Source organism: Nonomuraea ceibae, from assembly GCF_019396325.1.
In the GTDB taxonomy this organism is placed as follows: Bacteria; Actinomycetota; Actinomycetes; order Streptosporangiales; family Streptosporangiaceae; genus Nonomuraea; species Nonomuraea ceibae.
Map to the genome: position 1 here is coordinate 115,776 of NZ_JAHKRO010000004.1, position 21,366 is coordinate 137,141.

The 21,366-nt window shown below is 72.7% G+C and carries 20 protein-coding genes; 10 read left to right on the forward strand and 10 right to left on the reverse strand.

From position 1 onward, the window contains the following. The first annotated feature begins 11 nt into the window (after positions 1 to 11). Positions 12 to 743 carry a cytidylyltransferase domain-containing protein gene (locus KME80_RS04615; RefSeq protein WP_246644001.1) on the forward strand — a complete coding sequence of 244 codons (732 nt, stop codon included), beginning with the start codon at positions 12 to 14 and terminating at the stop codon, positions 741 to 743. Continuing rightward, positions 740 to 1,705 (forward strand): PseG/SpsG family protein, encoded by a 966-nt coding sequence (locus KME80_RS04620; protein WP_219500588.1) that lies wholly within the window; start codon positions 740 to 742, stop codon positions 1,703 to 1,705. The genes KME80_RS04615 and KME80_RS04620 overlap by 4 nt, the downstream gene beginning before the upstream one ends. Here KME80_RS04620 and pseI read toward each other — a convergent pair. Further along, positions 1,686 to 2,729: a pseudaminic acid synthase gene (pseI, locus tag KME80_RS04625; RefSeq protein WP_219500589.1), complete on the reverse strand. Its 1,044-nt coding sequence runs from the start codon at positions 2,727 to 2,729 to the stop codon at positions 1,686 to 1,688. The genes KME80_RS04620 and pseI overlap by 20 nt on opposite strands. Beyond that, positions 2,726 to 3,226 (reverse strand): GNAT family N-acetyltransferase, encoded by a 501-nt coding sequence (locus KME80_RS04630; RefSeq protein ID WP_219500591.1) that lies wholly within the window; start codon positions 3,224 to 3,226, stop codon positions 2,726 to 2,728. The genes pseI and KME80_RS04630 overlap by 4 nt, the downstream gene beginning before the upstream one ends. Here KME80_RS04630 and KME80_RS04635 point away from each other — a divergent pair. Genes KME80_RS04635 through KME80_RS04645 form a run of 3 tightly spaced genes read left to right on the forward strand, consistent with a single transcriptional unit; the run spans position 3,144 to position 6,727 of the window. Beyond that, positions 3,144 to 4,787: a glycosyltransferase family 2 protein gene (locus tag KME80_RS04635; protein WP_504739700.1), complete on the forward strand. Its 1,644-nt coding sequence runs from the start codon at positions 3,144 to 3,146 to the stop codon at positions 4,785 to 4,787. The genes KME80_RS04630 and KME80_RS04635 overlap by 83 nt on opposite strands. Positions 4,788 to 4,835: 48 nt before the next feature. Beyond that, positions 4,836 to 5,657 (forward strand): CDP-alcohol phosphatidyltransferase family protein, encoded by an 822-nt coding sequence (locus KME80_RS04640; protein ID WP_246644003.1) that lies wholly within the window; start codon positions 4,836 to 4,838, stop codon positions 5,655 to 5,657. Positions 5,658 to 5,677: 20 nt separating this feature from the next. Continuing rightward, the gene (locus KME80_RS04645) at positions 5,678 to 6,727 is read left to right on the forward strand and encodes a sulfotransferase family protein (RefSeq protein WP_219500595.1); all 1,050 of its coding nucleotides are present in this window, start codon (positions 5,678 to 5,680) and stop codon (positions 6,725 to 6,727) included. Positions 6,728 to 6,793: 66 nt separating this feature from the next. On the opposite strand, the gene KME80_RS04650 is transcribed toward KME80_RS04645, so the two are convergent. The 8 genes from KME80_RS04650 to KME80_RS04685 form a co-directional block, all read right to left on the reverse strand. Next, a complete protein-coding gene (locus tag KME80_RS04650) occupies positions 6,794 to 7,858 on the reverse strand; it encodes a glycosyltransferase (protein ID WP_219500597.1) in 1,065 nt (354 codons plus the stop codon). Continuing rightward, a complete protein-coding gene (locus tag KME80_RS04655) occupies positions 7,855 to 10,464 on the reverse strand; it encodes a bifunctional glycosyltransferase/CDP-glycerol:glycerophosphate glycerophosphotransferase (RefSeq protein ID WP_372455341.1) in 2,610 nt (869 codons plus the stop codon). Before KME80_RS04655 ends, KME80_RS04650 begins: the two co-directional genes overlap by 4 nt. Before the next feature lie 108 nt (positions 10,465 to 10,572). Further along, complete coding sequence (locus KME80_RS04660) at positions 10,573 to 11,283, reverse strand: SRPBCC family protein (RefSeq protein ID WP_219500601.1); 711 nt, start codon at positions 11,281 to 11,283, stop codon at positions 10,573 to 10,575. A gap of 82 nt (positions 11,284 to 11,365) precedes the next feature. Next, the gene (locus tag KME80_RS04665) at positions 11,366 to 12,220 is read right to left on the reverse strand and encodes an FAD binding domain-containing protein (protein WP_219500603.1); all 855 of its coding nucleotides are present in this window, start codon (positions 12,218 to 12,220) and stop codon (positions 11,366 to 11,368) included. Further along, positions 12,217 to 14,544, reverse strand: coding sequence for a xanthine dehydrogenase family protein molybdopterin-binding subunit (locus KME80_RS04670; protein WP_219500604.1), 2,328 nt, complete (start codon positions 14,542 to 14,544; stop codon positions 12,217 to 12,219). The genes KME80_RS04665 and KME80_RS04670 overlap by 4 nt, the downstream gene beginning before the upstream one ends. Continuing rightward, positions 14,541 to 15,023, reverse strand: coding sequence for a (2Fe-2S)-binding protein (locus KME80_RS04675; RefSeq protein WP_219500606.1), 483 nt, complete (start codon positions 15,021 to 15,023; stop codon positions 14,541 to 14,543). Before KME80_RS04675 ends, KME80_RS04670 begins: the two co-directional genes overlap by 4 nt. Positions 15,024 to 15,093: 70 nt before the next feature. Next, the gene (locus KME80_RS04680; protein ID WP_219500607.1) at positions 15,094 to 15,297 is read right to left on the reverse strand and encodes a hypothetical protein; all 204 of its coding nucleotides are present in this window, start codon (positions 15,295 to 15,297) and stop codon (positions 15,094 to 15,096) included. Then, a complete protein-coding gene (locus tag KME80_RS04685) occupies positions 15,287 to 16,909 on the reverse strand; it encodes a PspC domain-containing protein (RefSeq protein WP_219500608.1) in 1,623 nt (540 codons plus the stop codon). The genes KME80_RS04680 and KME80_RS04685 overlap by 11 nt, the downstream gene beginning before the upstream one ends. 113 nt (positions 16,910 to 17,022) lie before the next feature. Here KME80_RS04685 and KME80_RS04690 point away from each other — a divergent pair, with 113 nt between their 5' ends. From KME80_RS04690 to KME80_RS04710, 5 genes are all read left to right on the forward strand, one after another. Next, entirely contained in the window at positions 17,023 to 18,240 is a 1,218-nt protein-coding gene (locus KME80_RS04690; RefSeq protein ID WP_219500787.1) for an ATP-binding protein, read from the forward strand. Next, positions 18,237 to 18,869: a response regulator gene (locus tag KME80_RS04695; protein WP_219500609.1), complete on the forward strand. Its 633-nt coding sequence runs from the start codon at positions 18,237 to 18,239 to the stop codon at positions 18,867 to 18,869. The genes KME80_RS04690 and KME80_RS04695 overlap by 4 nt, the downstream gene beginning before the upstream one ends. A 52-nt stretch (positions 18,870 to 18,921) precedes the next feature. Further along, complete coding sequence (locus KME80_RS04700; protein WP_219500610.1) at positions 18,922 to 20,385, forward strand: glutamate-cysteine ligase family protein; 1,464 nt, start codon at positions 18,922 to 18,924, stop codon at positions 20,383 to 20,385. 5 nt (positions 20,386 to 20,390) lie between these two features. Continuing rightward, positions 20,391 to 21,038: a neutral zinc metallopeptidase gene (locus KME80_RS04705; RefSeq protein ID WP_219500611.1), complete on the forward strand. Its 648-nt coding sequence runs from the start codon at positions 20,391 to 20,393 to the stop codon at positions 21,036 to 21,038. A gap of 66 nt (positions 21,039 to 21,104) precedes the next feature. Next, positions 21,105 to 21,362 (forward strand): WhiB family transcriptional regulator, encoded by a 258-nt coding sequence (locus KME80_RS04710; RefSeq protein ID WP_219500612.1) that lies wholly within the window; start codon positions 21,105 to 21,107, stop codon positions 21,360 to 21,362. The last annotated feature ends 4 nt before the right edge of the window (positions 21,363 to 21,366 follow it).

Consider the following 21,366-nt stretch of genomic DNA (forward strand, 5'->3'; position numbering starts at 1 on the left):
AGGGGGAATCGTTGAGGATTGTCGGAATCATTCAGGCGCGGATGGGGTCGACCCGGTTGCCGGGGAAAGTGCTGCGGGATCTCGGCGGGCGCACGGTGCTGGGCTGGGTGGTCCGGGCGGCGCGCGAGTCGGGCGCGGTCGACGACCTCGTGGTGGCGACCACGACGCTGGCCGAGGACGACGCCGTGGCCGCCGAGTGCGCGGCCCTCGGCGTGGCGTGCCACCGGGGGCCGGTGGACGACGTGCTCACCCGGTTCGCGCAGGCGCTGGAGGGGCGGCAGGGGGAAGCGGTCATGCGGTTCACCGCCGACTGCCCGCTGCTCGACCCGGCGGTGATCAGGGAGGCGGCGCTGGTCTACCGGGCGCTCGGCGGCGCGCTCGACTATCTCAGCACCGGGCTGTCCGGCACGCTGCCGCGCGGCCTCGACGTGGAGATCGCCGGGCTGGCGGCGCTGCGCCGCGCCGACCGGGAGGCGACCGCCTACCACCGCACGCACGTGACGTCCTACATCTACGCGGAGCCGGGCGACTTCCGGCTGCTCGGCCTGGCCTATCCGCCGGGGGCGGGCGACCTGCGGGTCACGCTCGACACCGAGGACGACTGGCGGCTCATCGCGCGTGTCGTGGCCGCGCTGGGCGACCGGTGCGTGCCGTTCCGCGAGCTGGTCGGCTGGCTGCGCGAGCGGCCCGAGGTGTGCCGGCTCAACGCGCACGTGGAGCAGAAGGAGCTGCAGGACGCATGACGGCCGTCGGCGTTCGCTGTGATGCCGGCGCCGCGATCGGCGTCGGCCACCTGGTGCGGTGCGTGGCGCTGGCCGAGGAGCTGCGCTCGCGCGGCGTGCCGGTGACGTTCCTGGGCGAGGTGACCGGGTCGGAGTGGGCCGCGGCGCAACTGCGCGAGCGCGGGCTGCCGTCGGTGCCCGCGCTCCGCGAGCCGCACCGGCTGGCGGCCCAGGCGCGGGAGCTGGGGATCGACGTGATGGTCCTCGACTCGTACACGCTGCCGCCCGGCACCGGGGCGGCGCTGCGCGAGGCGGGGATGGCGGTGCTGGCGATCGTCGACGGCGACCCGCGCGGGCAGGAGGCGGACCTCTACCTGGACCAGAACCTGGGGGCCGAGCGCCACCCGTTCGACGGGGAGCGGCTGGCCGGGAGCGCGTACGTGCTGCTGCGCGACAGCGTGCGCCGCTGCCGCCGGACGCCCCGCGAGGGCGGGCCGCCCCGGGTGCTGTGCTTCTTCGGCGGGACCGACAGCGCGGGCGTCGCGCCGAGGTGGACGAAGGCGCTGCTGTCGACCGGGGCGCCGTTCGAGGCGACCGTGATCAGCCCGGAGCCGTTCGAGGCCGGCGAGTCGGTGGCCGTCGTGCCGCCCACCGACCGGCTGCCCGAGCTGATGGCGCGGGCCGACCTCGTGGTGACCGCCGCCGGTTCGGCCGCCTGGGAGCTGCTGCACCTGGGCGTGCCCACGGCGCTGACCTGGGTGGCGGCCAACCAGCTCACCGGCTACGAGGAGCTGATGGCGGGCGGGCTGGCCGCCGGGCTGGGGCCCGAGCCCGGCGCCGCCGCCGTCGACACGCTGGCCCGCCTGCTCACCGACCGCGAGCTGCGCGAGGAGTACGGGAGCCGGGGGCGCGACCTGGTCGACGGGCGGGGCCGCGAGAGGGTCGCCGACGCGCTGCTGCGGCTCAGACCAGATCCCACGTGAGCGGCGTGCCGAGCGGCGCGTCGCGGGTGAAGCGGCGGCCCATCACCTGCGGCGCGAGCTCCGGGGGCAGCCCGCCGGCGGGCCGGATCGAGCGCACGTTCTGCTCGGTCACCGGCTCGCCCGCCCGCACGTCCCGCACCACGTACAGCGACCTGCGGAAGCGCAGCCCCTCGCGCTCGGAGGGGCGCGGGCCGATGACGGCGGCGCCGAGCGACTGCCAGGCCCGCTCGCTCTCCACCACCAGGGCCGCCAGCTCGTGCGGCTCCAGCGAGAACGCGGCGTCGACGCCGCCGCCCACCCGGCTCAGCGTGACGTGCTTCTCGATCAGGCACGCGCCGAGCGCGACCCCGGCCAGCGCGGCGCCCAGCCCCGGCGTGTGGTCGGAGACGCCGACGACCGCCCCGGTGATCGCGGCCAGCAGCGGCAGCGCCCGCAGGTTGCTGTCGGCGGGCGAGGCCGGGTAGGAGGCCGTGCACGACAGCACCGCGAGCTGGTCGCACCCGGCGTCGCGGGCCGCCTCGACGGCGTCGTGGATCTCGCCGATCGACGCCATCCCGGTCGAGATGATCAGTGGCTTGCCCGTCGAGGCGGCCAGCCTGATCAGCGGCAGGTCCACGATCTCCGACGAGGCGATCTTGTACGCGGGCGCGTCGAGCTTCTCCAGCAGCTCGATCGCCGTACGGTCGAACGGCGAGGAGAACGGGATCAGCCCCCGCTCGCGCGCCCTGGTGAAGATCGGCTCGTGCCACTCCCACGGTGTGTGGGCGCGCTCGTAGAGCCGGTAGAGCCGCTCGCCGCCCCACAGCTCGTGTCCGGAGCCGATGCGGAAGGCCGGGCCGTCGGCGTCGACGGTGATCGTGTCGGGCCGGTAGGTCTGCAGCTTGAGCGCGTGGGCGCCGGCCCGCGCCACCGCGTCGACGATCGACAGCGCGCGCTCCAGGCTGCCGTCGTGGTTGCCGGACATCTCGGCGATGACGAACGGCGGCCGGCCCGGCCCGACGGCCCGCTCGGCGATCTTGATCATGCGTGGTCCTCCCTGGTCAGCTCGATGGCGATGACGTCGCGGCGCAGCCCCTCGACCTCCAGCCCGAAGACGCCCACCTCGGCGAAGCCGAACCGCCGGTGCAGCCGCCTGACCGGCTCGTTTGAGGCCAGCACCTCGCCGCGCAGCCGGGTCAGGCCGAGCGGCCCGAAGGCGTGCGCGATGGCGGCCCGCTCCAGCCCGATCCAGGCGGCCAGCAGCGTGCCCGACCGCTCCAGCCCGTCGAGGTCGAGGTAGAAGGCCCAGCTCGCGGTGCGCGACCCGTCGCCGAGCCCCGAATAGGTCACCACTCCGGCGGGCTCGCCGTCGTGGTCGTAGACGAGCACCCGCCGCGCCGGGTCGTCCTTGACCCGGGCCCACCAGCGGGCGTGCTCGGCCGGGCTGATCTCGTGGGTGGTGAAGCTGGACGCCCGGACCTTCGGATGGTTGCGCCAGCGGCGCAGCACGGGCAGCTCGTGCTCGTGGACGCTCCTCAGCATCCTTCCCCCTACACAACGTGCCGGATCACTTGCACAACGTAGCGTAAAGACCCGATCAGGGCAGCGACAGCCCGGGCATGCTGCCCTCAGCCACCGAAAGGAGTGCTCGACAATGATCCCCCTGCTCAGCGTCGTCGTCCCGATCCACAACGTGGAGCCGTACCTGGCGGAGTGCCTGGAGTCGCTGGCCGCCCAGACGCTGACGGACTTCGAGGTCCTCTGCGTCGACGACGGCTCGCTCGACGGCAGCCGCCGGGTGGCCGAGGAGTTCGCCGCCCGTGATCCCCGGTTCGTGCTGCTGCGCCAGCCCAACCAGGGGCCGGGACCGGCCCGCAACCTCGGCGTGCGGCACGCCCGCGGCCCCTACCTGGCCTTCGCCGACGGTGACGACGTCGTGCCGCCGCGCGCGTACGAGCTGCTGGTCTCCTCGCTGCGGGAGACCGGCTCCGACCTGGCGTGCGGGGCGGTGCTGCGGCTGGCCGACGGCGAGCTGGCGCCGTCGACGATGCACGAGAAGGTGTTCAGGCGGCGGGTGCTGTGCACGCACGTCATGGACCGCCGCTCGCTGGCCCGCGACCGCACGGTCTGGAACAAGGTCTACCGGACGGCGTTCTGGCGCGAGCGCGGGCTGGAGTTCCCCGCCGGGATCTACGAGGACGTGCCCGTGGCCATCCGCGCGCACGTGCTGGCCACCAGCGTCGACGTGCTCGACGACGTCGTCTACCACTGGCGCAGGCGTGACGGCGGCGAGGACTCGATCACCCAGCGGCGCACCGAGCTGCCCAACCTGACCGAGCGGCTGGGCGCCATCCGCTCGGTACGGGCCTTCCTGGACGAGACGGCGCCGGAGCTGAAGGCCACCTTCGACGACCTGGTGCTGGAGAAGGACATCGTCTTCCTCTTCCAGGCGCTGGAGGACGCCGCCGACGGCGACAGCGGGCCGGCGCTGGAGGTGGCCAGGCAGTGGCTGGCCGAGCTGGGTCCCGACGTGATCGCGGCGGCGCCATCGCTGCGGCGGCTCGAACTCCACCTGGTCGAGCGCGGGCTGGTCAAGGAGTTGCGACAGGTGCGCGAGTTCAGGCGGGCCTCGGCCGAGGGCACCCGGGTGGTGCCGCGCGGCTGGCGCAACACCGGCTGGTACGGCGACTACCCGTACTTCCGCGACCGCAGGCTGGCGATCCCCGACGAGGTGTACGACGCGCGGCAGGAGCTCAAGCTGATGGCGCGGGTCGACGAGTGCGGCTGGACCGGCCGGGAGTATCTGCTGCGCGGCCAGGTGGCCATCCACCGCGTCGAGCGCAAGCCGGGCCGCGTCAGCCTGGTGCTGAGCGACGGCCGCCGCAAGGTGCCGCTGACCGCCAAGCGCGTCGGCGGGCAGGGCCTGGTGGCCACGATCGACCCGCGCGCGCTGGAGGGCGGCGGGCCCACCTGGCGGCTCCAGGCGCGCACCGAGACGCGCGGGCTGGTGCTGAAGGGGTGGTTCCGCGAGGGGGAGAGCGGCCCCACCTGGCGCCTTTCGGTGGCGGAAGGGTCAAGAAGAGGCATGGACATTCCCCAGTAGTTCCAGAGAGTAATTGCTCAAACACGGCTCGTCGTCATGCTGTAGTCCATGAGGACCTATTCGCTCGATGACGTCCACGCGACACGCAAGCGGAGAGACTCCTGGTGGACCGTGTACTTCGTGGACCCGGTCGCCTGCCGGGTCGCGCTCGCGGTCGCCAACCGCACGCGGATCACGCCCAACGAACTCACCGTGACGTCGCTGGTCCTCGGCATGATCTCTGCCGCGTGCCTGGCGACGGACCGGCTGGTCGCCGGGGCGGTTCTGTTCTATCTGAGTTTCATGATCGACTGCGTCGACGGGAAGATCGCCAGGCTCAAGGGCACGGGGACGCCCTTCGGGCTCTGGCTCGACTACGTCGGCGACCGCGTCAGGGTGGTCTGCTGCGCCGCCGGACTCGCCTACGGGCAGTTCGCGCTCACGGGGGATGTGAGCTGGGTGGTGCTGGGCGCGGTGGTGGCCGTGCTCGACCTCTTCCGGTACGTCAACGCGCCGCAGATGAAGCGGGTCCGCGAGGTCATCAGGGAGGGGCGGGCCGATCTCCAGGCTGATCTCCAGGCTGAAGTGCAGCCTGGGCTGGTGCCGGCGCCCAGGGGAGGGCGGACCGGCGGCAGGATGCCGTACTCGCTGCGGCGGCTCAACAGGTTCCTGGCCCGGCGCCGGGTGCGGTCGCACCTCATCAGCGGCATCGAGTTTCATGCCGCGGTGTTCGTGATCGCGCCTCTCGCCGGGGCCGGGGCGCTGATCCCGGTGGCGGTGGTCGCCAGCGTCCTGCTTCTCGCCAACGAGATCTTCCTTGTCTACCGGATGTGGCTCTTCGCGCGCAGGCACCCCGTGCCCCAGGAGAGCCGAGAGCACGTTCTCGTCTAAATTTCGGGGGTTAGTACGAAATGTCAGACCGGCCAGTATTCGTGATCGGCTGCCCGCGCTCCGGCACCACGATGCTCCAGCTCATGCTCCACTCGCACCCGCGCCTCGCGGTGCCGCCGGAGACGCGCTTCGTCATGCCCGTCTACTACAAGCGGCGCGCGTTCGGCGACCTCCGGGACGCCGAGCGGCGGCGCGCGCTGGCCGAGTGGATCGCGAGCGACCGCAGCACCAAGTTCCGCGAGCTCAAGATCGACCGCGACGCCTTCGTCCGCCAGGTCGTGGACGGCCCCGGCTCGCTCGGCTCCGTGCTCGGCACCGCCTTCCGCATGTACGCCGAGCGGTTCGGCAAGGCCCGCTGGGGCGACAAGCGGCCCAGCTACGTCAAGCACACCGACCTGCTGCTCAGGCTCTTCCCCGACGCCCAGTTCATCCACCTGATCAGGGACGGCCGCGACTGCGTGGCCTCGCTGAAGGAGATGCCCTGGTACACGCTGGACTCCTTCCACGCGGTCTCCACCTGGGCCGAGGCCATCGACCACGGTGACAAGCTGCGCCGGACGCTGCCCGACGACAGCTACTTCGAGCTGCGTTACGAGGACCTCACCGACGACCCGGTGACCGAGCTGAAGAAGCTCTGCGCGTTCCTGGAGGAGGACTTCTCGCCCGCCATGGTGTCGCCGCGCGAGGCGGCCAGCGTGGCGGTGCCGGTGCACAAGGTGTGGCACAGCAACACGCACGGCGAGGTCACCAGGAGCCGGGTCGGGAGCTGGGCCAAGCGCCTGGACGGCTGGGAGATCTCGCTCTGCGAGCAGGTGCTCGGCGAGCGGCTGGAGGCCCAGGGCTACGAGCTGACCGGCGCCGCCCCGGCCGCCAAGGAGCACGTGTCGGCCTGCAACAAGACGATGCAGCGCCGCCGCAACAGCCGGATGCGCAAGTCCATGCGCGACCGCTTCAACCGGCTGCGCGAGCCCAGCCCGGTGGCCGCCCTGCTGACCACCGGCCAGCGCGCCCTGGCCGGCGTCCCGCAGCAGCGCAGCGAGTCGCCGGAGCTGGCCGAGCGCACCGGCTGACCGCCCGTGCCGCTGCTCACCGGCTGGATCTTCACCGGTCGATGGGGGTGAAGGCCGGCTGGATCTTCACCGGTCGATGTGGGCGAAGAGCGCTTCCCAGCGGTCGAGCACCGGGTCGAGGCGGAAGTCCTCGGCCCGCTGCCGGGCGGCGGCGCCCAGCCGCCGCCGCTCCGGCGCCGAGCCGATGAGCCGGCCCAGCTCGGCCGCGAAGGCGTCCACGTCCGCCGGCGGGACCAGCGCCGACGCGACCGAGCGCACCCCGCCCGACACGTCGAACGCCACCGCCGGCACCCCGTGCGCGGCCGACTCCAGCAGCACGATCGGCAGCCCCTCGTGCTCGCTCGTGAGGGCGACCAGCGAGGCGTCCCGGTACTCGGCCGGCATCCGCGCGGCGGGCACCCGCCCGCGGAACACCACCCGGTCCGCCACCCCTTCCCGCGCCGCGTGCGCCCGCAGCCGCTCCAACTCGCCCCCGTCGCCGATCAGGTGCAGCTCCCACGACGGCGGCGCCCCCGACCTGGCGAACGCGGTGATCAGCCGGTCGAACCGCTTGACCCCCTCCAGCCGCCCCACCCCCAGCACGCGGGGCGACGACAGCGGCGACACGGCGTCCGGCCAGGCGGCCAGCGGGTTCGGCAGCGTCCAGGTGTTGGGCAGCAGCGCGTTCTCCGCGAACAGCCACGCGTCGTCGTCGCTCAGGAACACCGCCTGGTCCAGCCGCGGGTAGTGCTTCCTGATCGAGCCCAGGTGCCAGCAACCGCGGGCGTGCTCGTACGAGCCGTGATACTGGCCGATCGGACGCAGCGAGCCGGGCAGCAGCCGTGACAGCCGGGTCACCACGCCGGGCGAGGTGAGCACGGCGAAGCCGGGCCGCATCGGGCCGAGCAGCTCGCGCAGCCGGCGGTCGGCGCGCAGCCGGGCCAGGCGTCCCTGCGGCCCGACCGGGGTGCGGCTGATCAGGTGCTGCCGGTAGCGGGGGCGCTCGACGTAGCGGAACGGCGCGTCGGCCCGGTGCAGCCCGACGACGTGCACCTCGTGCCCGCGCCCGGCCAGGCCGTGGGCCAGCGTGTGCGTCACCTGCTGGATGCCGCCCAGCGTGTCGGCGTCCAGGCAGGCGAAGACGACGTTCACCGGGCACCCGCCGTGAAGAAGTCCGCGACGATCCGGGCGGAGGCGTCGCCGCGCTCGTCGGCGCACCACAGCTCGCGGAAGGCGGCGTAGCGGCCGGCGTGGGCGGCGTGCACGGCGGGCAGGTCGCGCAGCGCCGCGACGAGGTCCGCGGTCGTCGTCACGCACGGGCCGGGGGCGATCGACGGCAGGTCGTGGTAGACGCCGCGCTCCGACAGCCGGTAGTCGTCCCAGTCGTCGATGAAGAACAGCATCGGCTTGCCGGTCAGCGCGTAGTCGCACATCACCGACGAGTAGTCCGTCAGCAGCGCGTCGGAGGCCAGCATCAGGTCGTTGATCTCCGGGTACGAGCCGGCCGGGCGGACGAAGTGCCGCAGCCGCTCCGGCGGTTTGTAACGTTCCACCGGATGCGTCCGCAGGATCAGCACCCACTCGTCCGCGAGCTCCCTGGCCATCAGCTCCAGGTCCACCCGGACCGACCGGCCGCTGCCCTTGGCCTGGTCGCGGTAGGTGGGCGCGTACAGCAGCACCTTCTTGCCGGGCGGGATCTCCAGCCGCTCGCGCACCCCGTCGGCGCACGCCCCGCGCACCAGCGCGTCGCAGCGCGGCGTGCCGCAGCGGTAGACGCGGCCGGTGTAGCCGTTGGACGGCAGGAAGCAGCGCGAGAACTCGGCGCTCGGCGACACCAGCGCGTCCCACCGGGCGACCGCCCGCCGCCACTGGGCGCGCGGCCCGTCGAAGTCGCCGCGCAGGTCGGGCGCGTCGAAGCCGATCGACTTGATGCCCTGCCCGTGCCACGTCTGCAGGTAGCGGGTGCGGCGCGGCTTGGGGTAGTCGAGCGGGAAGCCGTGGCTGTCGACCCAGTAGCCGGCCCGGGCCATCGTCCAGACGTAGGCCCAGCTTCCGCGCCTGACCAGCCGCACGTCGGGCGGGAAGTTGCCGCGCCCCCTGGCCACCGACCACACCGCCTCGATCGGCAGGCCGCTGCGGCGCAGCTCCTCGTAGATGGCGCGCGGGCTGCCCGTGTAGCCCTTGCCGACGTCGGCCTCGAACAGCGCCAGGTCCCTGCGCGGCGGCACCACCTTGATCAGGGCCTTGTAGACGCGCAGCTTCAGCTTCGGCGTGCTCAGCCGCTTCAGCAGCCTGCGTCTGATCCGGCGCAGCAGCGACCGGGCGGAGACGGCCCGCACGCACAGGTACGCCGCGTAGCCCTCGGCCTTGACCGTGCCGCCGGGCAGCTCGATCGGCTTCATCGCCGGGTCGACCAGCAGCCGGTCGGTGGTGGTGTGGCCGTCTGCGACCCGGGTGAACCCGATGCGCGGCTCGCACCGGCCCCTGGGCGTGAAGACGATCTCGCTCACGTAAGCGCACTCGCCCGACGGCTGCGGGCTGATCGGCACCTTCTCGCCGCCCACCCGCAGGAACGCCTTCCACTCCACCGGCAGCACGCCGAACGGGTCGTAGGTGTGCACGGTCATCCGGACCCGGTCGCCGTCCTGGCCGATCTCGGTCACCTCGTGCCGCAGCCGGGTGGCCGAGTACGGCAGCTCGGCCAGCCGCAGGTCCGTGATGTCCATGCCCGGCGTGGCCGTCGTGCCCCAGTACGTCCGCCCGCCGACCTGCACGGCGGCCCGCGGCGGCGCCCCCGCCCCGGTGAGCGACCCGGCGGCGATGCGCAGGTCGTCCACCCGGTCGTCGAGGATGAGCCGGCAGCAGACCCGGTCCATCGGCCCGACCCGGTCGAACACCTCGGGCGCGATCTCCTCCAGGTACGGCCGGACGACCGCGGCGAACTCCTTGACCCACACCCGGTCCATCGTGGGCAGCGGGTTCAGGTAGACGCGCAGGTCCTGGCGCAGGAACCGGTACTGGCGGGCGGGCACCAGGTCGGCGGCCCCGTGCTCGCGCAGGATGTCGTCGCTCAGCCGGGCGGCGACGACCCGGTGGCGCACGTTGTCCATGTCCTTGATGCTCAGCGAGATCGACGTGCCGCCGCGCGCCCGGTGCCAGTGGTAGACCACCCACGGCACGACGGCGAAGCGCCGCGCCAGCGCGTACAGCTCGGTGGCGAACACGTGGTCCTCGTAGTGGATGTCCTCCGGGAAGCGCAGCAGGTTGTCACGCAGGAAGCGCACGTCGTAGAGCTTGTTGGTGCTGAAGGAGTCCAGGAACAGCTCGGGCTCCTCGCGGATGCCCTCGACGACTCGCCGCCGGGCGAACAGCGTCGGATAGTACGGCTTGAGCCGGCCGCTGGACTCGTACAGCCGGGAGATCTGGCCGGACACGAAGTCGGCCCCGGTCCGCTCGATCTCGGTCAGCAGGCTCTTGCAGGCGTGCCGGGGCAGCTCGTCGTCGCTGTCGAGGAACATCACGTACGGCGCGGCGGCGGCGTCGAGGCCGTCGTTCCTGGGGGCGCCGCAGCCGCCGCTGTTGACCTCGCGGCGCAGGTAGCGGACGCGGGGATCGGCTCTCATCAGCTCGGCGGCCACCCGGGGCGTGCCGTCGGTGCTGGCGTCGTCGGAGATGATCACTTCCAGGTCGCGCAGCGACTGCCGCAGCACGGAACGCACCGCCCTGGGCAGGCGGGCCGCGTCGTTGTAGGTGATCACGACAACGGTGCAAGCCGGCATGCCATCCCCCCGAGTGTCACGACGTGGGGGTAGGCATGCCCGCAGGATTCTGGATGTGTCCGGACTTGATGGGGTTTTTGCCTAAAATCACCGCATAAGGCGACGAATCGCCCAGACGATCAGCGCCAGCACGGCCAGCGCGCCCAGGACCGGCGCCACCCGCTTGATCAGCGGCGCCCCGGCGACCTCCAGCAGGTCGAGCGCCTCCTCGTCCGCGCTCAGCGCCGTCCGCGCCGTCCCCGCGGGCCTGGCCGGGCTCTCCACCGCTTCCTCCGGGACGGCGGCCAGATGCCGCTCACCCGGCCCGGGAGCCTGAGGCTCCGGGGACTCGGCGATCTCCGGGGCCGCCGGTTCGGTGAGCAGGTCGGCCAGGTTGGCGGCGAACCGGTCGATGAGCTTGCCGCCGACCTCCGCCATCACGCCGCGCCCGAACTGCGCCGGCCGGCCCGTGACGTTGAACGACGTCTCCACCGCGACCGACGTCGAGCCGTCGCCCGGCGTCAGCCGCGCCTTGACCGTCGCCGACGCCGTGCCCGAGCCGCGCGCCTCCTTGCCCGACGCCCGCAGGGTCAGCGTGTGCGCGTCCTTGTCCACGTCCTCGAACCGGGCGGTGCCCCGGTAGGTGACGGTGATCGGCCCGACCTTGACCTTCATCCTGCCGGTGAACTCTTCGCCCTCGAAGATGTCCAGCGTCGCCCCCGGCAGGCACGGCGCGACCCGCTCGACGTCGAGCAGCACCGCCCACGCCTGCTCGACGGGGACCGGGACCGTGAACTCGTGCTCGAACCGCATCGCCATCGATCCGCTCCTTCCCGACTGGTTGCGAGCGTACGTCCCGTGGGGGCGACCCGGAAGGGCGGCGCCCCCACGGGACGCGGGCTCAGGGAGCCCCGGCGGCCGTGCGCACCGCGCGATGCGTCAGCACCCTGGCCAGGTGCCGCCGGTAGTCCGGCTGGGCGTGCAGGTCGGCCGGCGGCGCCGTGCCCTCCGCCGCCTCCCCGCACGCCTGCCGTACCTGGTCGCCCAGCTCGGCGCCCTGGAGCGCCGACTCGGCGGCGCGGGCCCGCAGCGGCGTCGGCGCCATGTTGGCCAGCCCGATCCTGGCCTCCTGGATCGCGCCGTTCGTGCGCCGGACCGCGACGGCCACGCCGACGATCGGCCACGCCTGCGCCGTGCGGTGGAACTTCTCGTAGTGGAAGCCCCAGCCGTCACCCAGCTTGGGGATCTTCACGCCGGTCAGGATCTCGCCCGGCAGCAGCGCCGACTCCAGGTAGTCGACGAAGAACCGGGCCGCCGGGATCTCCCGCTCGCCGCCGGCCGAGCGCGCGACGAACACGCCGTCCAGCGCCAGCACCACGGCCGGCAGGTCGCCCGCCGGGTCCGCGTGCGCCAGTGAGCCGCCGAACGTGCCGCGGTGCCGCACCGCCGGATCGGCCACCGTGGCCGTCGCGAGCGCCACCAGCGGGCAGCCCTCGCGCACCACCGGCGAGCGCATGACCTCGTCGTGCGTGGTCATCGCGCCGACGAACACGTGGTCGCCCCGGTCGTGCGCGCCCGCCAGCTCCGGCAGCCGCGCCACGTCGACCAGCTTGGACGGGTACGCCAGCCGCAGCCGCAGCAACGGCAGCAGCGACTGCCCGCCGGCCAGGACCTTCGTGTCCTCATCCGAGGCCAGCTCCCGGAACGCCTGGTCCAGCGAGTCCGGGCGGACGTAGTCGAACTGGGCCGGGATCATGACCGCGCTCCTTCCAGCGCCCGCCAGACGCGCTCGGGCGTGCACGGCATCGCCACGTCATGGACGCCGTACGGGCGCAGCGCGTCCACGACGGCGTTGACCACGGCCGGGGTCGAGGCGATGCAGCCCGCCTCGCCCACGCCCTTGGCGCCCAGCGGGTTGCCGGTCGCCGGGGTCTCGGTCCGGTCGGTGACGAAGTCCGGCAGGTCGGCCGCCGACGGCAGCAGGTAGTCGGCCAGCGTGCTGGTCAGCAGGTTGCCGTCCGCGTCGTACACCGCCTCCTCGAACAGCGCCTGCCCGATCCCCTGGGCGATGCCGCCGTGCACCTGGCCCTCGACGATGAGCGGGTTCACCACCTTGCCGACGTCGTCCACGGCCACGTACGAGCGGATTCTCGTCAGGCCCGTCTCGGTGTCGACCTCGACCGCGCACAGGTGGGTGCCGTGCGGGAAGGAGTAGTTGTCCGGGTCGTAGGTCGCCTCGGAGTCCAGCCGCGCCTCCACCCCGTCGGGCAGGTCGTGCGCGGTGAACGCGGCGAAGGCCAGCTCCTGGATCGTCGCGCGCGCGTCGGTGCCGCGCACCGTGAACGCGCCCCCGGCGAACTCCAGGTCGTCCGGCGCGCACTCCAGCACGTGCGCGGCCAGCTTGCGGGCCTTCTCCCTGACCTTCTCGCACGCCTGGAGCACCGCCACGCCGCCGATCACCAGCGACCGCGAGCCGTAGGTGTCCATGCCCTTGTGCGCGATGGCCGTGTCGCCGTGGATGACCGTGATGTCGTCGAACGGCACGCCCAGCGCGTCGGCCGCGATCTGGCTCCACGCCGTCACGTGCCCCTGGCCGTGCGGCGACGTGCCCGTGATCACCTCCACCTTGCCGGTCGGCAGCATGCGCACCGCGCCGTGCTCCCAGCCGCCCGCCGCGTACCGCGCCTCCTTCAGCAGCCGCGACGGGGCCAGCCCGCACATCTCCGTGTACGTGCTGACGCCGATGCCGAGCTGCACCGGGTCCCCCCGGTCCCGCCGGTCGGCCTGTTCGGCGCGCAGCTTGTCGTAGCCGAACAGCGCCATCGCCTTGTCCGTGGCCGCCTCGTAGTTGCCGGAGTCGTAGGTCAGGCCGGAGATCGTCGTGTACGGGAACTCCTCGTGCCTGATCCAGTTGCGCCGCCGCACCTCCAGCGGGTCGGCCTTGAGCTCGGCGGCCAGCTCGTCCATGATCCGCTCGATGCCGAACGTCGCCTCGGGCCGGCCCGCGCCTCGGTAGGCGTCCGTGGGCATCTTCGTGGTGAACACGCCCGTGCAGCCGAACTCGTAGGCGTCCATCTTGTAGATCGCGTTGAACATCGACGCGCCCAGCAGCGGGACGCCGGGCGTGAGCAGCATCAGGTACGCGCCCATGTCGGCCAGCAGCTCCACGCGCAGGCCGCGGATCCGGCCGTCGGCGTCGGCCGCGAGCTTGACGCGCTGCACCTGGCCGCGGCCGTGATGCACGGTCAGGTTGCCCTCGGAGCGGGACTCGTTCCACTTGACCGGCCTGCCGAGCCGGCGGGTGAGCAGCAGGCAGAGCACCTCCTCGGCGGTGACCTGCAGCTTCGAGCCGAACCCGCCGCCCACGTCCGGGGCGATCACGCGGATCTTGTGCTCCGGGATGCCGGTGGTCAGCGCCAGCATCACCCGCAGCACGTGCGGGATCTGCGTCGCCGTCCAGACCGTGTACGAGTCGCCGTCCGTGCTGGCCAGCACCGCCCGCGGCTCCATCGCCGCCGGGATGAGCCGCTGCTGGTGGTAGGTGCGCTCGATGACGATCGGGGCGTCACGGAAGGCCGCGTCGACGTCGCCCGAGGTGACCTTCATCGTGTACGCCTGGTTGCCCGACTCGTGCACCTTCGGGCTGTCCGGCGCGAGCGCCTCCTCCAGGCCGACCACGGCCGGCAGCGGCTCGTAGTCGACCTCGATCGCCTCCAGCGCGTCGGCCGCCAGGTAGCGGTCGGTGGCGACCACGCACGCCACCGCCTCGCCCACGTAGCGGACCTCCGACACGGCCATCGGCGGATGGTCCGGGATAACGATGTCCTCGGTCACCGGCCACGCGCACGGCAGGCTGCCCTGCTCGGCCGCCAGGTCCTGGCCGCAGAACGCCGCCACCACCCCGGTCATCCCGCGCGCCCCCGACACGTCGACCCGGGTGATCCGCGCGTGCGCCATCGGGCTGCGCAGGAACGCCACGTGCAGCGTCCCCGGCGGGCGCAGGTTGTCGGTCCACTGGGTGCGGCCCGTCAGCAGCCGCGCGTCCTCCTTGCGCCTCCTGGCCCTGCCGACCTCGGTCATGACGTCCTCACCGCCCGCCCCATCTCCTGGGCGCCCCGCCTGACCGCGCGGACGATGTTGCAGTAGCCGGTGCACCGGCACAGGTTGCCCTCCAGGCCCTCCCGGATGGCCTCCTCCGACGGCTCGGGCGTCTCCCTGAGCAGGTCGATCGCCGCCATGACCATGCCGGGCGTGCAGTAGCCGCACTGCAGCGCGTGTTCCTCGTGGAAGGCCCGCTGCATCGGGTGCATCGACCCGTTCGCGCCCAGACCCTCGATCGTGACGACCTCACAGCCGTCGGCCTGCACGGCGAGCACCGAGCAGCTCTTGGCGCTCTTGCCGTCGAGCATCACGGTGCAGGCGCCGCAGTTGCTGGTGTCGCAGCCGACCGGCGTGCCGGTCCTGCCCAGCCGTTCTCGGAGCAGATGGACGAGGAGGAGCCGCGGCTCGACCTCCTCCTCGTACGTGATCCCGTCGACGGTGACGGTGATACGGGGCATACGTCCTCCCTCGGAGCAGGGGGAAAGGCGGACAACGCCAACGTACGCCCGGGTATGTCCCGGTCAAGGGTTACTTACCGCGAACCGCCCTCGCCACGATCGCCACCAGGCCCGCGAACGCCAGCCCCACCACCATCACCGGCAGCAGGACCAGCGAATCCGTGATCGAACCCGTCAGCACCAGGATGCCGAGCACCACGAACAGCGACCCGCTCAGCAGCGCCATCCAGTCGGTCCGGTGCAGCCTGCGCGGCCTGTCGAGATCACGCGCCACGGCGCACCTCCAGGTCTCCCACGCCGCCCTTCAGGTTCAGCACGATCGTCGGCGCCTTGCCCTCCGGCTCCACCTCGGGCTCCAGCACCTTGTCGAACTGGACGTCCACGCCGCCACGCAGCGACTGGTCCACCTTGATGTCACCGATCCGGTTGAACGCGTGCACCTCGACCCGCGCCGTCGGCGGCACGACCACCGCCAGCTCGCCCACCGCGATCGACGCGTCGAACGTCACCTTCGCCCCCGGCTCCAGCCGCAGCTCCGACAGGTCCAGCTTGCCGTCGCCCACTCCCGCGTCGTACACCCGGTTCGACTCCGCCGGGTTCGTCACATGCCATACGGACTCGCCGACCTTGGCCGGCAGGCCGCCGAACATCATGCCCACCCCGATCAGCAGCGTCACCAGGGTGCCCGCCGCCACCAGGCCCGCGCCCCGGCCCCACCAGGCCGCGATCAGCAGGCCGGCGCCGATGGTCACCAGCACCGCGCCCGCGACCAGCGTGGGCTGCACTCCCGAGGGTGATGCGGCCTGCACCGCCACGAGGATCCCTCCAATGATCGTTGCCAGCGCCATGGTGATGGCGCCGATGTACGACTTCGGCCGACGCTCCCGCGGCACCGGCCGGCGGTACAGCGCCGGGTCGTAGGGCGAGTAGCCGCCGCCGCGCCGCGCCGGGTCGAGCGGCTGGTAGGAGCCGTAGCGCGACTCGTACGGGCCGTGCGGGGCGAACGGCTCCCCGTACGCGGGGTGCGCCGCCGTCCGCCGCCCCGGGTCGGTCGTGGGGTGCTCGGCTCGGGGTCGCGCCGCCGTCGGCACCGCGTACGCCGCCGTCTTGGCGAACGGCGCCTCGTCCTCCAGCAGCCGCCGCGCCTCCGGGTCTCGCCGGGCCCGCCGCTCCTCGGTGTTCGCCGCGCGCTCCTCCCGAGCCTCCTCGGCGGGCGCGCTCTCCGGAGCGGCGGCGACCGGCGCGGCCGTCTCCTCGGGGAGGTCGGCCCGTACCGTCTCGGCGGCGGGCGACTCCTGCTCGGACGGGACGTCCTCCTCGGCCCGAGCCGCCTCGGCGGCGGGCGCGCTCTTCACGGAGGGAGCGTCCGCCGGGGGAGCGGCGGCGGCCGGGCGGGGGAAGTCGTCGGACGTGGCGAGGCCGTCCGGGCGGGGACGGCGGTTGAGGCGCTCGGGCATGGAGCGGGCCAGCGCCAGAAGGTCGACGCCGCTCGTGTGCGCGGCCAGCAGGGCGATGGCCAGGAACAGCCCGACGACGAGCGTCCCGGCGCCGAGCCAGACGGTGGAGAGGTTGAGCACGAGCCCGAGCGCGAGCACGGCCGTCAGCAGCGCCAGCACCGTGTCGGCGTCGAAGTCGCGGCGGGTCCACTGCTCGATGATCGCCGGCTTCCCGTTGGGCTCCTTCATCAGCATGAACGCCGCGATGTACAGGATGAACCCGATCCCGGATCCGAACATCAGCACCGCGAAGCCGACCCGGAACACGACCGGGTCGACGCCGGTGTGCCGGCCCAGGCCGGCGCACACTCCCATGAGGAATCGTCCCTCGTTGCTGCGGCGCAGCGTGGCAGGGGGAGCGGCCGGTTCCCTGGACGGTGCTTCTGTCATGCCACCATCGTCGCTCACCTGCGAAGGCGGTCGCATCGGGGAGACCCCTGACCCGACCCGGGGGTTGTTCCCTGATGCCCGCGATGCCCGCGACGTGTGACTATGGCGATGTTATGGCTGACCAGAAGACTCTCGCCGAGCCGGGCCCGGGCGCCGACGCGCCGTATCGCAGGATGACACGTCCCTTGGAGGGCCGTCTCGTCAGCGGTGTCGCCCACGGGCTCGCCACGCAGCTCAAGCTCGATCCCGTGGTGATCAGGCTGATGTTCGTGCTGCTCAGCGTCGTGGAGGGGGTCGGGGTGGTCGCGTACGCGGTGCTCTGGATGCTCACGCCGCAGCAGCCGAACGAGGGCCGCCCGGTGCCGGCCCGTGACTGGAGCCAGCTTGCCGCGTTCGCCGCGATCGGGGTGGCGTTGCTGGCGTTCGGCTGGCTGACGGGCGCGTCGCAGGGCGGGATCGGCATGCTGCCGTTCGCGGTGGGCGGCATCGGCACGATCATCCTGTGGCAGCAGGCCGATCCGGAGCGCCGCAAGCACTGGGTGAGCGGGGCGACCCAGAGCATCAGGAAGAACCGGGTGCGTACGCTGCTGGGCGTGCTGCTGGTGATCGTCGGCGCGATCGGGTTCCTGCTGGTGGAGGGGCAGTTCCAGCAGGCGCGGCCGGGGCTGATGTTCACGGCGGTGGTGGTCGGCGGGCTCGCGGTGATCGCGGCCCCGTGGCTGGCCGGGCTGTGGAAGGAGCTGCAGCTCGAACGGCGCGAGCGCATCCGGCAGGAGGAGCGCGCCGAGGTGGCGGCGATGGTGCACGATTCGGTGCTGCACACGCTGACGCTCATCCAGCGGGTCGCGCACGATCCGCGCGAGGTGGCCAGGCTGGCCCGTTCGCAGGAGCGCGAGCTGCGCAACTGGCTGTACCAGCCGGCCCAGGACGCGGACGCGACGCTGGCGGCGGCGGTGCGCCGGATCGCGGCCGAGGAGGAGGACGCGCACGGCGTGCCGATCGAGGTGGTGTGCGTGGGTGACATCGACCTCGACACGCAGGGCAGGCTGGGCGCGATGCTCAAGGCGGCCAGGCAGGCGATGGTCAACGCGGCCAAATACTCTGAGAGTCCGTCCATTTCCGTCTATGCGGAGGTGGAGGGTGAAGAGACGACGATTTTCGTGAAGGATCGCGGTAAGGGGTTCGAGCTCGATGCGGTGCCGCTGGACCGGATGGGCATCAGGGAGTCCATCATCGGCAGAATGGAACGCCACGGCGGCACGGCGCGCGTTCGGACCGAGCCGGGTGAGGGCACGGAAGTGATGTTGACCATGAAGGTGGAAAAGCCATGACGCGCGTGCTGATCGTCGACGACCATCGGCTGTTCCGCTCGGGGGTGCGGGCCGAGCTGGGCGACTCGATCGAGGTCGTGGGCGAGGCCGAGGACGTCGACACGGCGGTCAAGGCGATCGCCGACCTGCAGCCGGACGTGGTGCTCCTGGACGTGCACATGCCCGGCGGGGGCGGCCAGGAGGTGCTGCGCCGGGTGCTGGGCGCGGGCTCCCAGGTGCGTTTCCTCGCCCTCTCGGTCTCCGACGCGGCCGAGGACGTGATCGGCGTGATCCGGGGCGGCGCCCGGGGCTACGTCACCAAGAACATCAGCGGCAAGGAGCTCACCGACGCGATCCGGCGGGTGGCCGACGGCGACGCGGTGTTCTCGCCGAGGCTGGCGGGCTTCGTGCTGGACGCCTTCGCCTCGTCGGAGGCGCCGTCCATCGACCCGGAGCTCGACTCGCTCACCCAGCGGGAGCGGGAGGTGCTGCGGCTCATCGCGCGCGGCTACGCGTACAAGGAGATCGCCAAGGAGCTGTTCATCTCCGTGAAGACGGTCGAGACGCACGTGTCGTCGGTGCTGCGCAAGCTGCAGCTGTCCAACCGTCACGAGCTCTCCCGCTGGGCTACGGCACGCCGCCTGGTGTGACGGCCCGCCGCGACGCTGGTGTCGCGGCCCGCCGCGTGCGACATTGCCAAGTATGGGCAGGGACGTGCCGGTGGTGGTGTTCAGCCGGGAGGACCGGCGGGCGTACCGGGAGAAGGTGCGCCGATGCCTCGACGTGTTCGCGCAGCTGCTGCGCGAGTCGCGCTTCGAGGACGACCGGCCGCTGGCCGGGCTGGAGATCGAGCTCAACATCGTGGACGCCGACGGCGAGGCGGCCATGCGCAACGCCGAGGTGCTGGCGGCGATCGCGCGGCCCGACTGGGCCACGGAGCTGGGCCAGTTCAACGTCGAGATCAACGTCGAGCCGCAGGACCTGGGCGGCGACGGGGCGCGGCGGCTGGAGGACGACGTGCGCGCCCGGCTCAACCACGCCGAGGAGCGCGCCAGGTCGCGGGGCGGGCACCTGGTGCTGATCGGCATCCTGCCGACGCTGCGCGAGCAGGACATCGGCGAGGGCACGCTGTCGGCCAACCCGCGCTACCGGCTGCTGAACGAGCAGATCTTCGCCGCCCGGGGTGAGGATCTGCACCTGTGCATCGAGGGCGTCGAGCGGCTCGACACCCACGCCGACAGCCTGGCGCCCGAGGCGGCCTGCACGAGCGTGCAACTGCACCTCCAGGTGAGCCCGGCGGAGTTCGCGGCGCACTGGAACGCGGCCCAGGCGATCGCGGGCCCCCAGGTGGCGGTGGCGGCGAACGCGCCCTACCTGTTCGGCAGAGAGCTGCACCGCGAGACCAGGATCGCGCTGTTCGAGCAGGCCACCGACACCCGGCCGGACGAGCTGAAGACGCAGGGCGTGCGGCCGCGCGTGTGGTTCGGCGAGCGGTGGATCACGAGCGTGTTCGACCTGTTCGAGGAGAACGTCCGCTACTACCCGGCGCTGCTGCCGCTGTGCGAGGAGGAGGACCCGCGCGCGGAGCTGGCGGCGGGCCGCGTCCCGGCGCTGCACGAGCTGACCCTGCACAACGGCACCGTCTACCGGTGGAACCGGCCGGTGTACGCGGTGGTGGACGGCACGCCGCACCTGCGGGTGGAGAACCGGGTGCTGCCCGCCGGGCCGACGGTGCTCGACATCGCGGCCAACGCCGCCTTCTACTACGGCCTGATGCGCGTTCTGCCGCACGCCGAGCGGCCGGTCTGGAGCCGGATGTCGTTCGCCGCCGCCGAGGACAACCTGACCGCCGCCGCCCGCCACGGCCTGGACGCCCGCCTCTACTGGCCCGGCGTGGGGGAGGTCCCGGCGGCCGAGCTGATCCTGCGCAGGCTGCTGCCGATGGCCCGCGAGGGGCTGGCCCGGCGCGGCGTGGACGAGGCGGTGGCCGGCCGGCTGCTGGACGTCATCGAGGGCCGCTGCCTCACCGGCCGCACGGGCGCGACCTGGCAGGTGGACAAGGTGCGGGCGCTCGGCGGCGACCGGCACGAGGCGCTGCGCAGGATGACGCTGGAGTACATCGAGCGCATGCACACGAATGATCCGGTGCACACCTGGGCAGTCTGAGCGTCGTGACCTCCTCCCGCCGGCTGCTGCCCCTGGCGCTGATCGCCGTCCTGCTCACCGCCTGCGGCGTCCTCGACGTGCCCTCCCGTGACACGCGCGGCGCCGACTCCTTCGCCGACGACGTGCTCGGGGCCAGGACGCTGACCGAGGAGTTCTGGAAGCAGCAGTTCGCCGCCGCCGGGCGCACCTACAGGCCGGTGACCGGCTTCGTCCCCTATTCGGCGGGCGGCGGCCCGAGCTGCGGCGGCGAGCCCGCCGTGCCCGCCAACGCCTTCTACTGCCCGATCGGCCACTTCATCGCCTTCGACCAGGACTGGATGGCGGGCCTGTGGAGCGAGATGGGCGACGGCTCGGTCTACCTGATCATCCCGCACGAGTTCGGCCACGCCGTGCAGGCGCAGCTCCGCACCGAGTTCCAGCTCAACATCCAGGCCGAGCTGCAGGCCGACTGCTACGCGGGCGGCACGCTGAAGGCGCTGATCGACTCCGGCGCGCTGACGGCCGAGCCGGGCGACGAGGACGAACTGCTGCTCAACCTGGCCGCCGCCGGCGACCCCACCGACGACTGGCTCGACCCGGCCGCCCACGGCACCGCAGAACAGCGCCAGCGCTCCTTCGCCACGGGTTACACGCGCGGCGTGGGGGCCTGCTGAGGTTGTACGCGCGTGTCAACCCAGAGGATGATGCGACCGATCATGCGCGCGGCATAGCGTTGGCCCATGCCATTGGAGGAGATCGGCTGGCTGCGCAGGGGCGCCTGCAAGTCCAGCGACCCCGAGCTGTTCTTCCCGCTCGCGCCCTCACCCGTCCAGGAGGCGCGGGCCAAGGCCGTCTGCGCGTCCTGCAAGGTCCTGGCCGAGTGCCGCTCCTATGCGCTGAAGGCCGGCGAGGCCGACGGCATCTGGGGCGGCATGACCCCGGAGGAGCGCCGCCGCACCCGCTTCCCGGCGGGCTGGCGCAACTCCGCGGCCTCCTGACGCC

Coding starts and splice junctions, on each gene's coding strand:
- KME80_RS04710 (WP_219500612.1), top strand. CDS start 21,105: ATGCCATTGGAGGAGATCGGCTGGCTGCGCAGGGGCGCCTGCAAGTCC.
- KME80_RS04660 (WP_219500601.1), bottom strand. CDS start 11,283: ATGGCGATGCGGTTCGAGCACGAGTTCACGGTCCCGGTCCCCGTCGAG.
- KME80_RS04665 (WP_219500603.1), bottom strand. CDS start 12,220: ATGATCCCGGCCCAGTTCGACTACGTCCGCCCGGACTCGCTGGACCAG.
- KME80_RS04620 (WP_219500588.1), top strand. CDS start 740: ATGACGGCCGTCGGCGTTCGCTGTGATGCCGGCGCCGCGATCGGCGTC.
- KME80_RS04645 (WP_219500595.1), top strand. CDS start 5,678: ATGTCAGACCGGCCAGTATTCGTGATCGGCTGCCCGCGCTCCGGCACC.
- KME80_RS04700 (WP_219500610.1), top strand. CDS start 18,922: ATGGGCAGGGACGTGCCGGTGGTGGTGTTCAGCCGGGAGGACCGGCGG.
- KME80_RS04640 (WP_246644003.1), top strand. CDS start 4,836: ATGAGGACCTATTCGCTCGATGACGTCCACGCGACACGCAAGCGGAGA.
- KME80_RS04630 (WP_219500591.1), bottom strand. CDS start 3,226: ATGCTGAGGAGCGTCCACGAGCACGAGCTGCCCGTGCTGCGCCGCTGG.
- KME80_RS04670 (WP_219500604.1), bottom strand. CDS start 14,544: ATGACCGAGGTCGGCAGGGCCAGGAGGCGCAAGGAGGACGCGCGGCTG.
- KME80_RS04675 (WP_219500606.1), bottom strand. CDS start 15,023: ATGCCCCGTATCACCGTCACCGTCGACGGGATCACGTACGAGGAGGAG.
- pseI (WP_219500589.1), bottom strand. CDS start 2,729: ATGATCAAGATCGCCGAGCGGGCCGTCGGGCCGGGCCGGCCGCCGTTC.
- KME80_RS04690 (WP_219500787.1), top strand. CDS start 17,023: ATGGCTGACCAGAAGACTCTCGCCGAGCCGGGCCCGGGCGCCGACGCG.
- KME80_RS04695 (WP_219500609.1), top strand. CDS start 18,237: ATGACGCGCGTGCTGATCGTCGACGACCATCGGCTGTTCCGCTCGGGG.
- KME80_RS04685 (WP_219500608.1), bottom strand. CDS start 16,909: ATGACAGAAGCACCGTCCAGGGAACCGGCCGCTCCCCCTGCCACGCTG.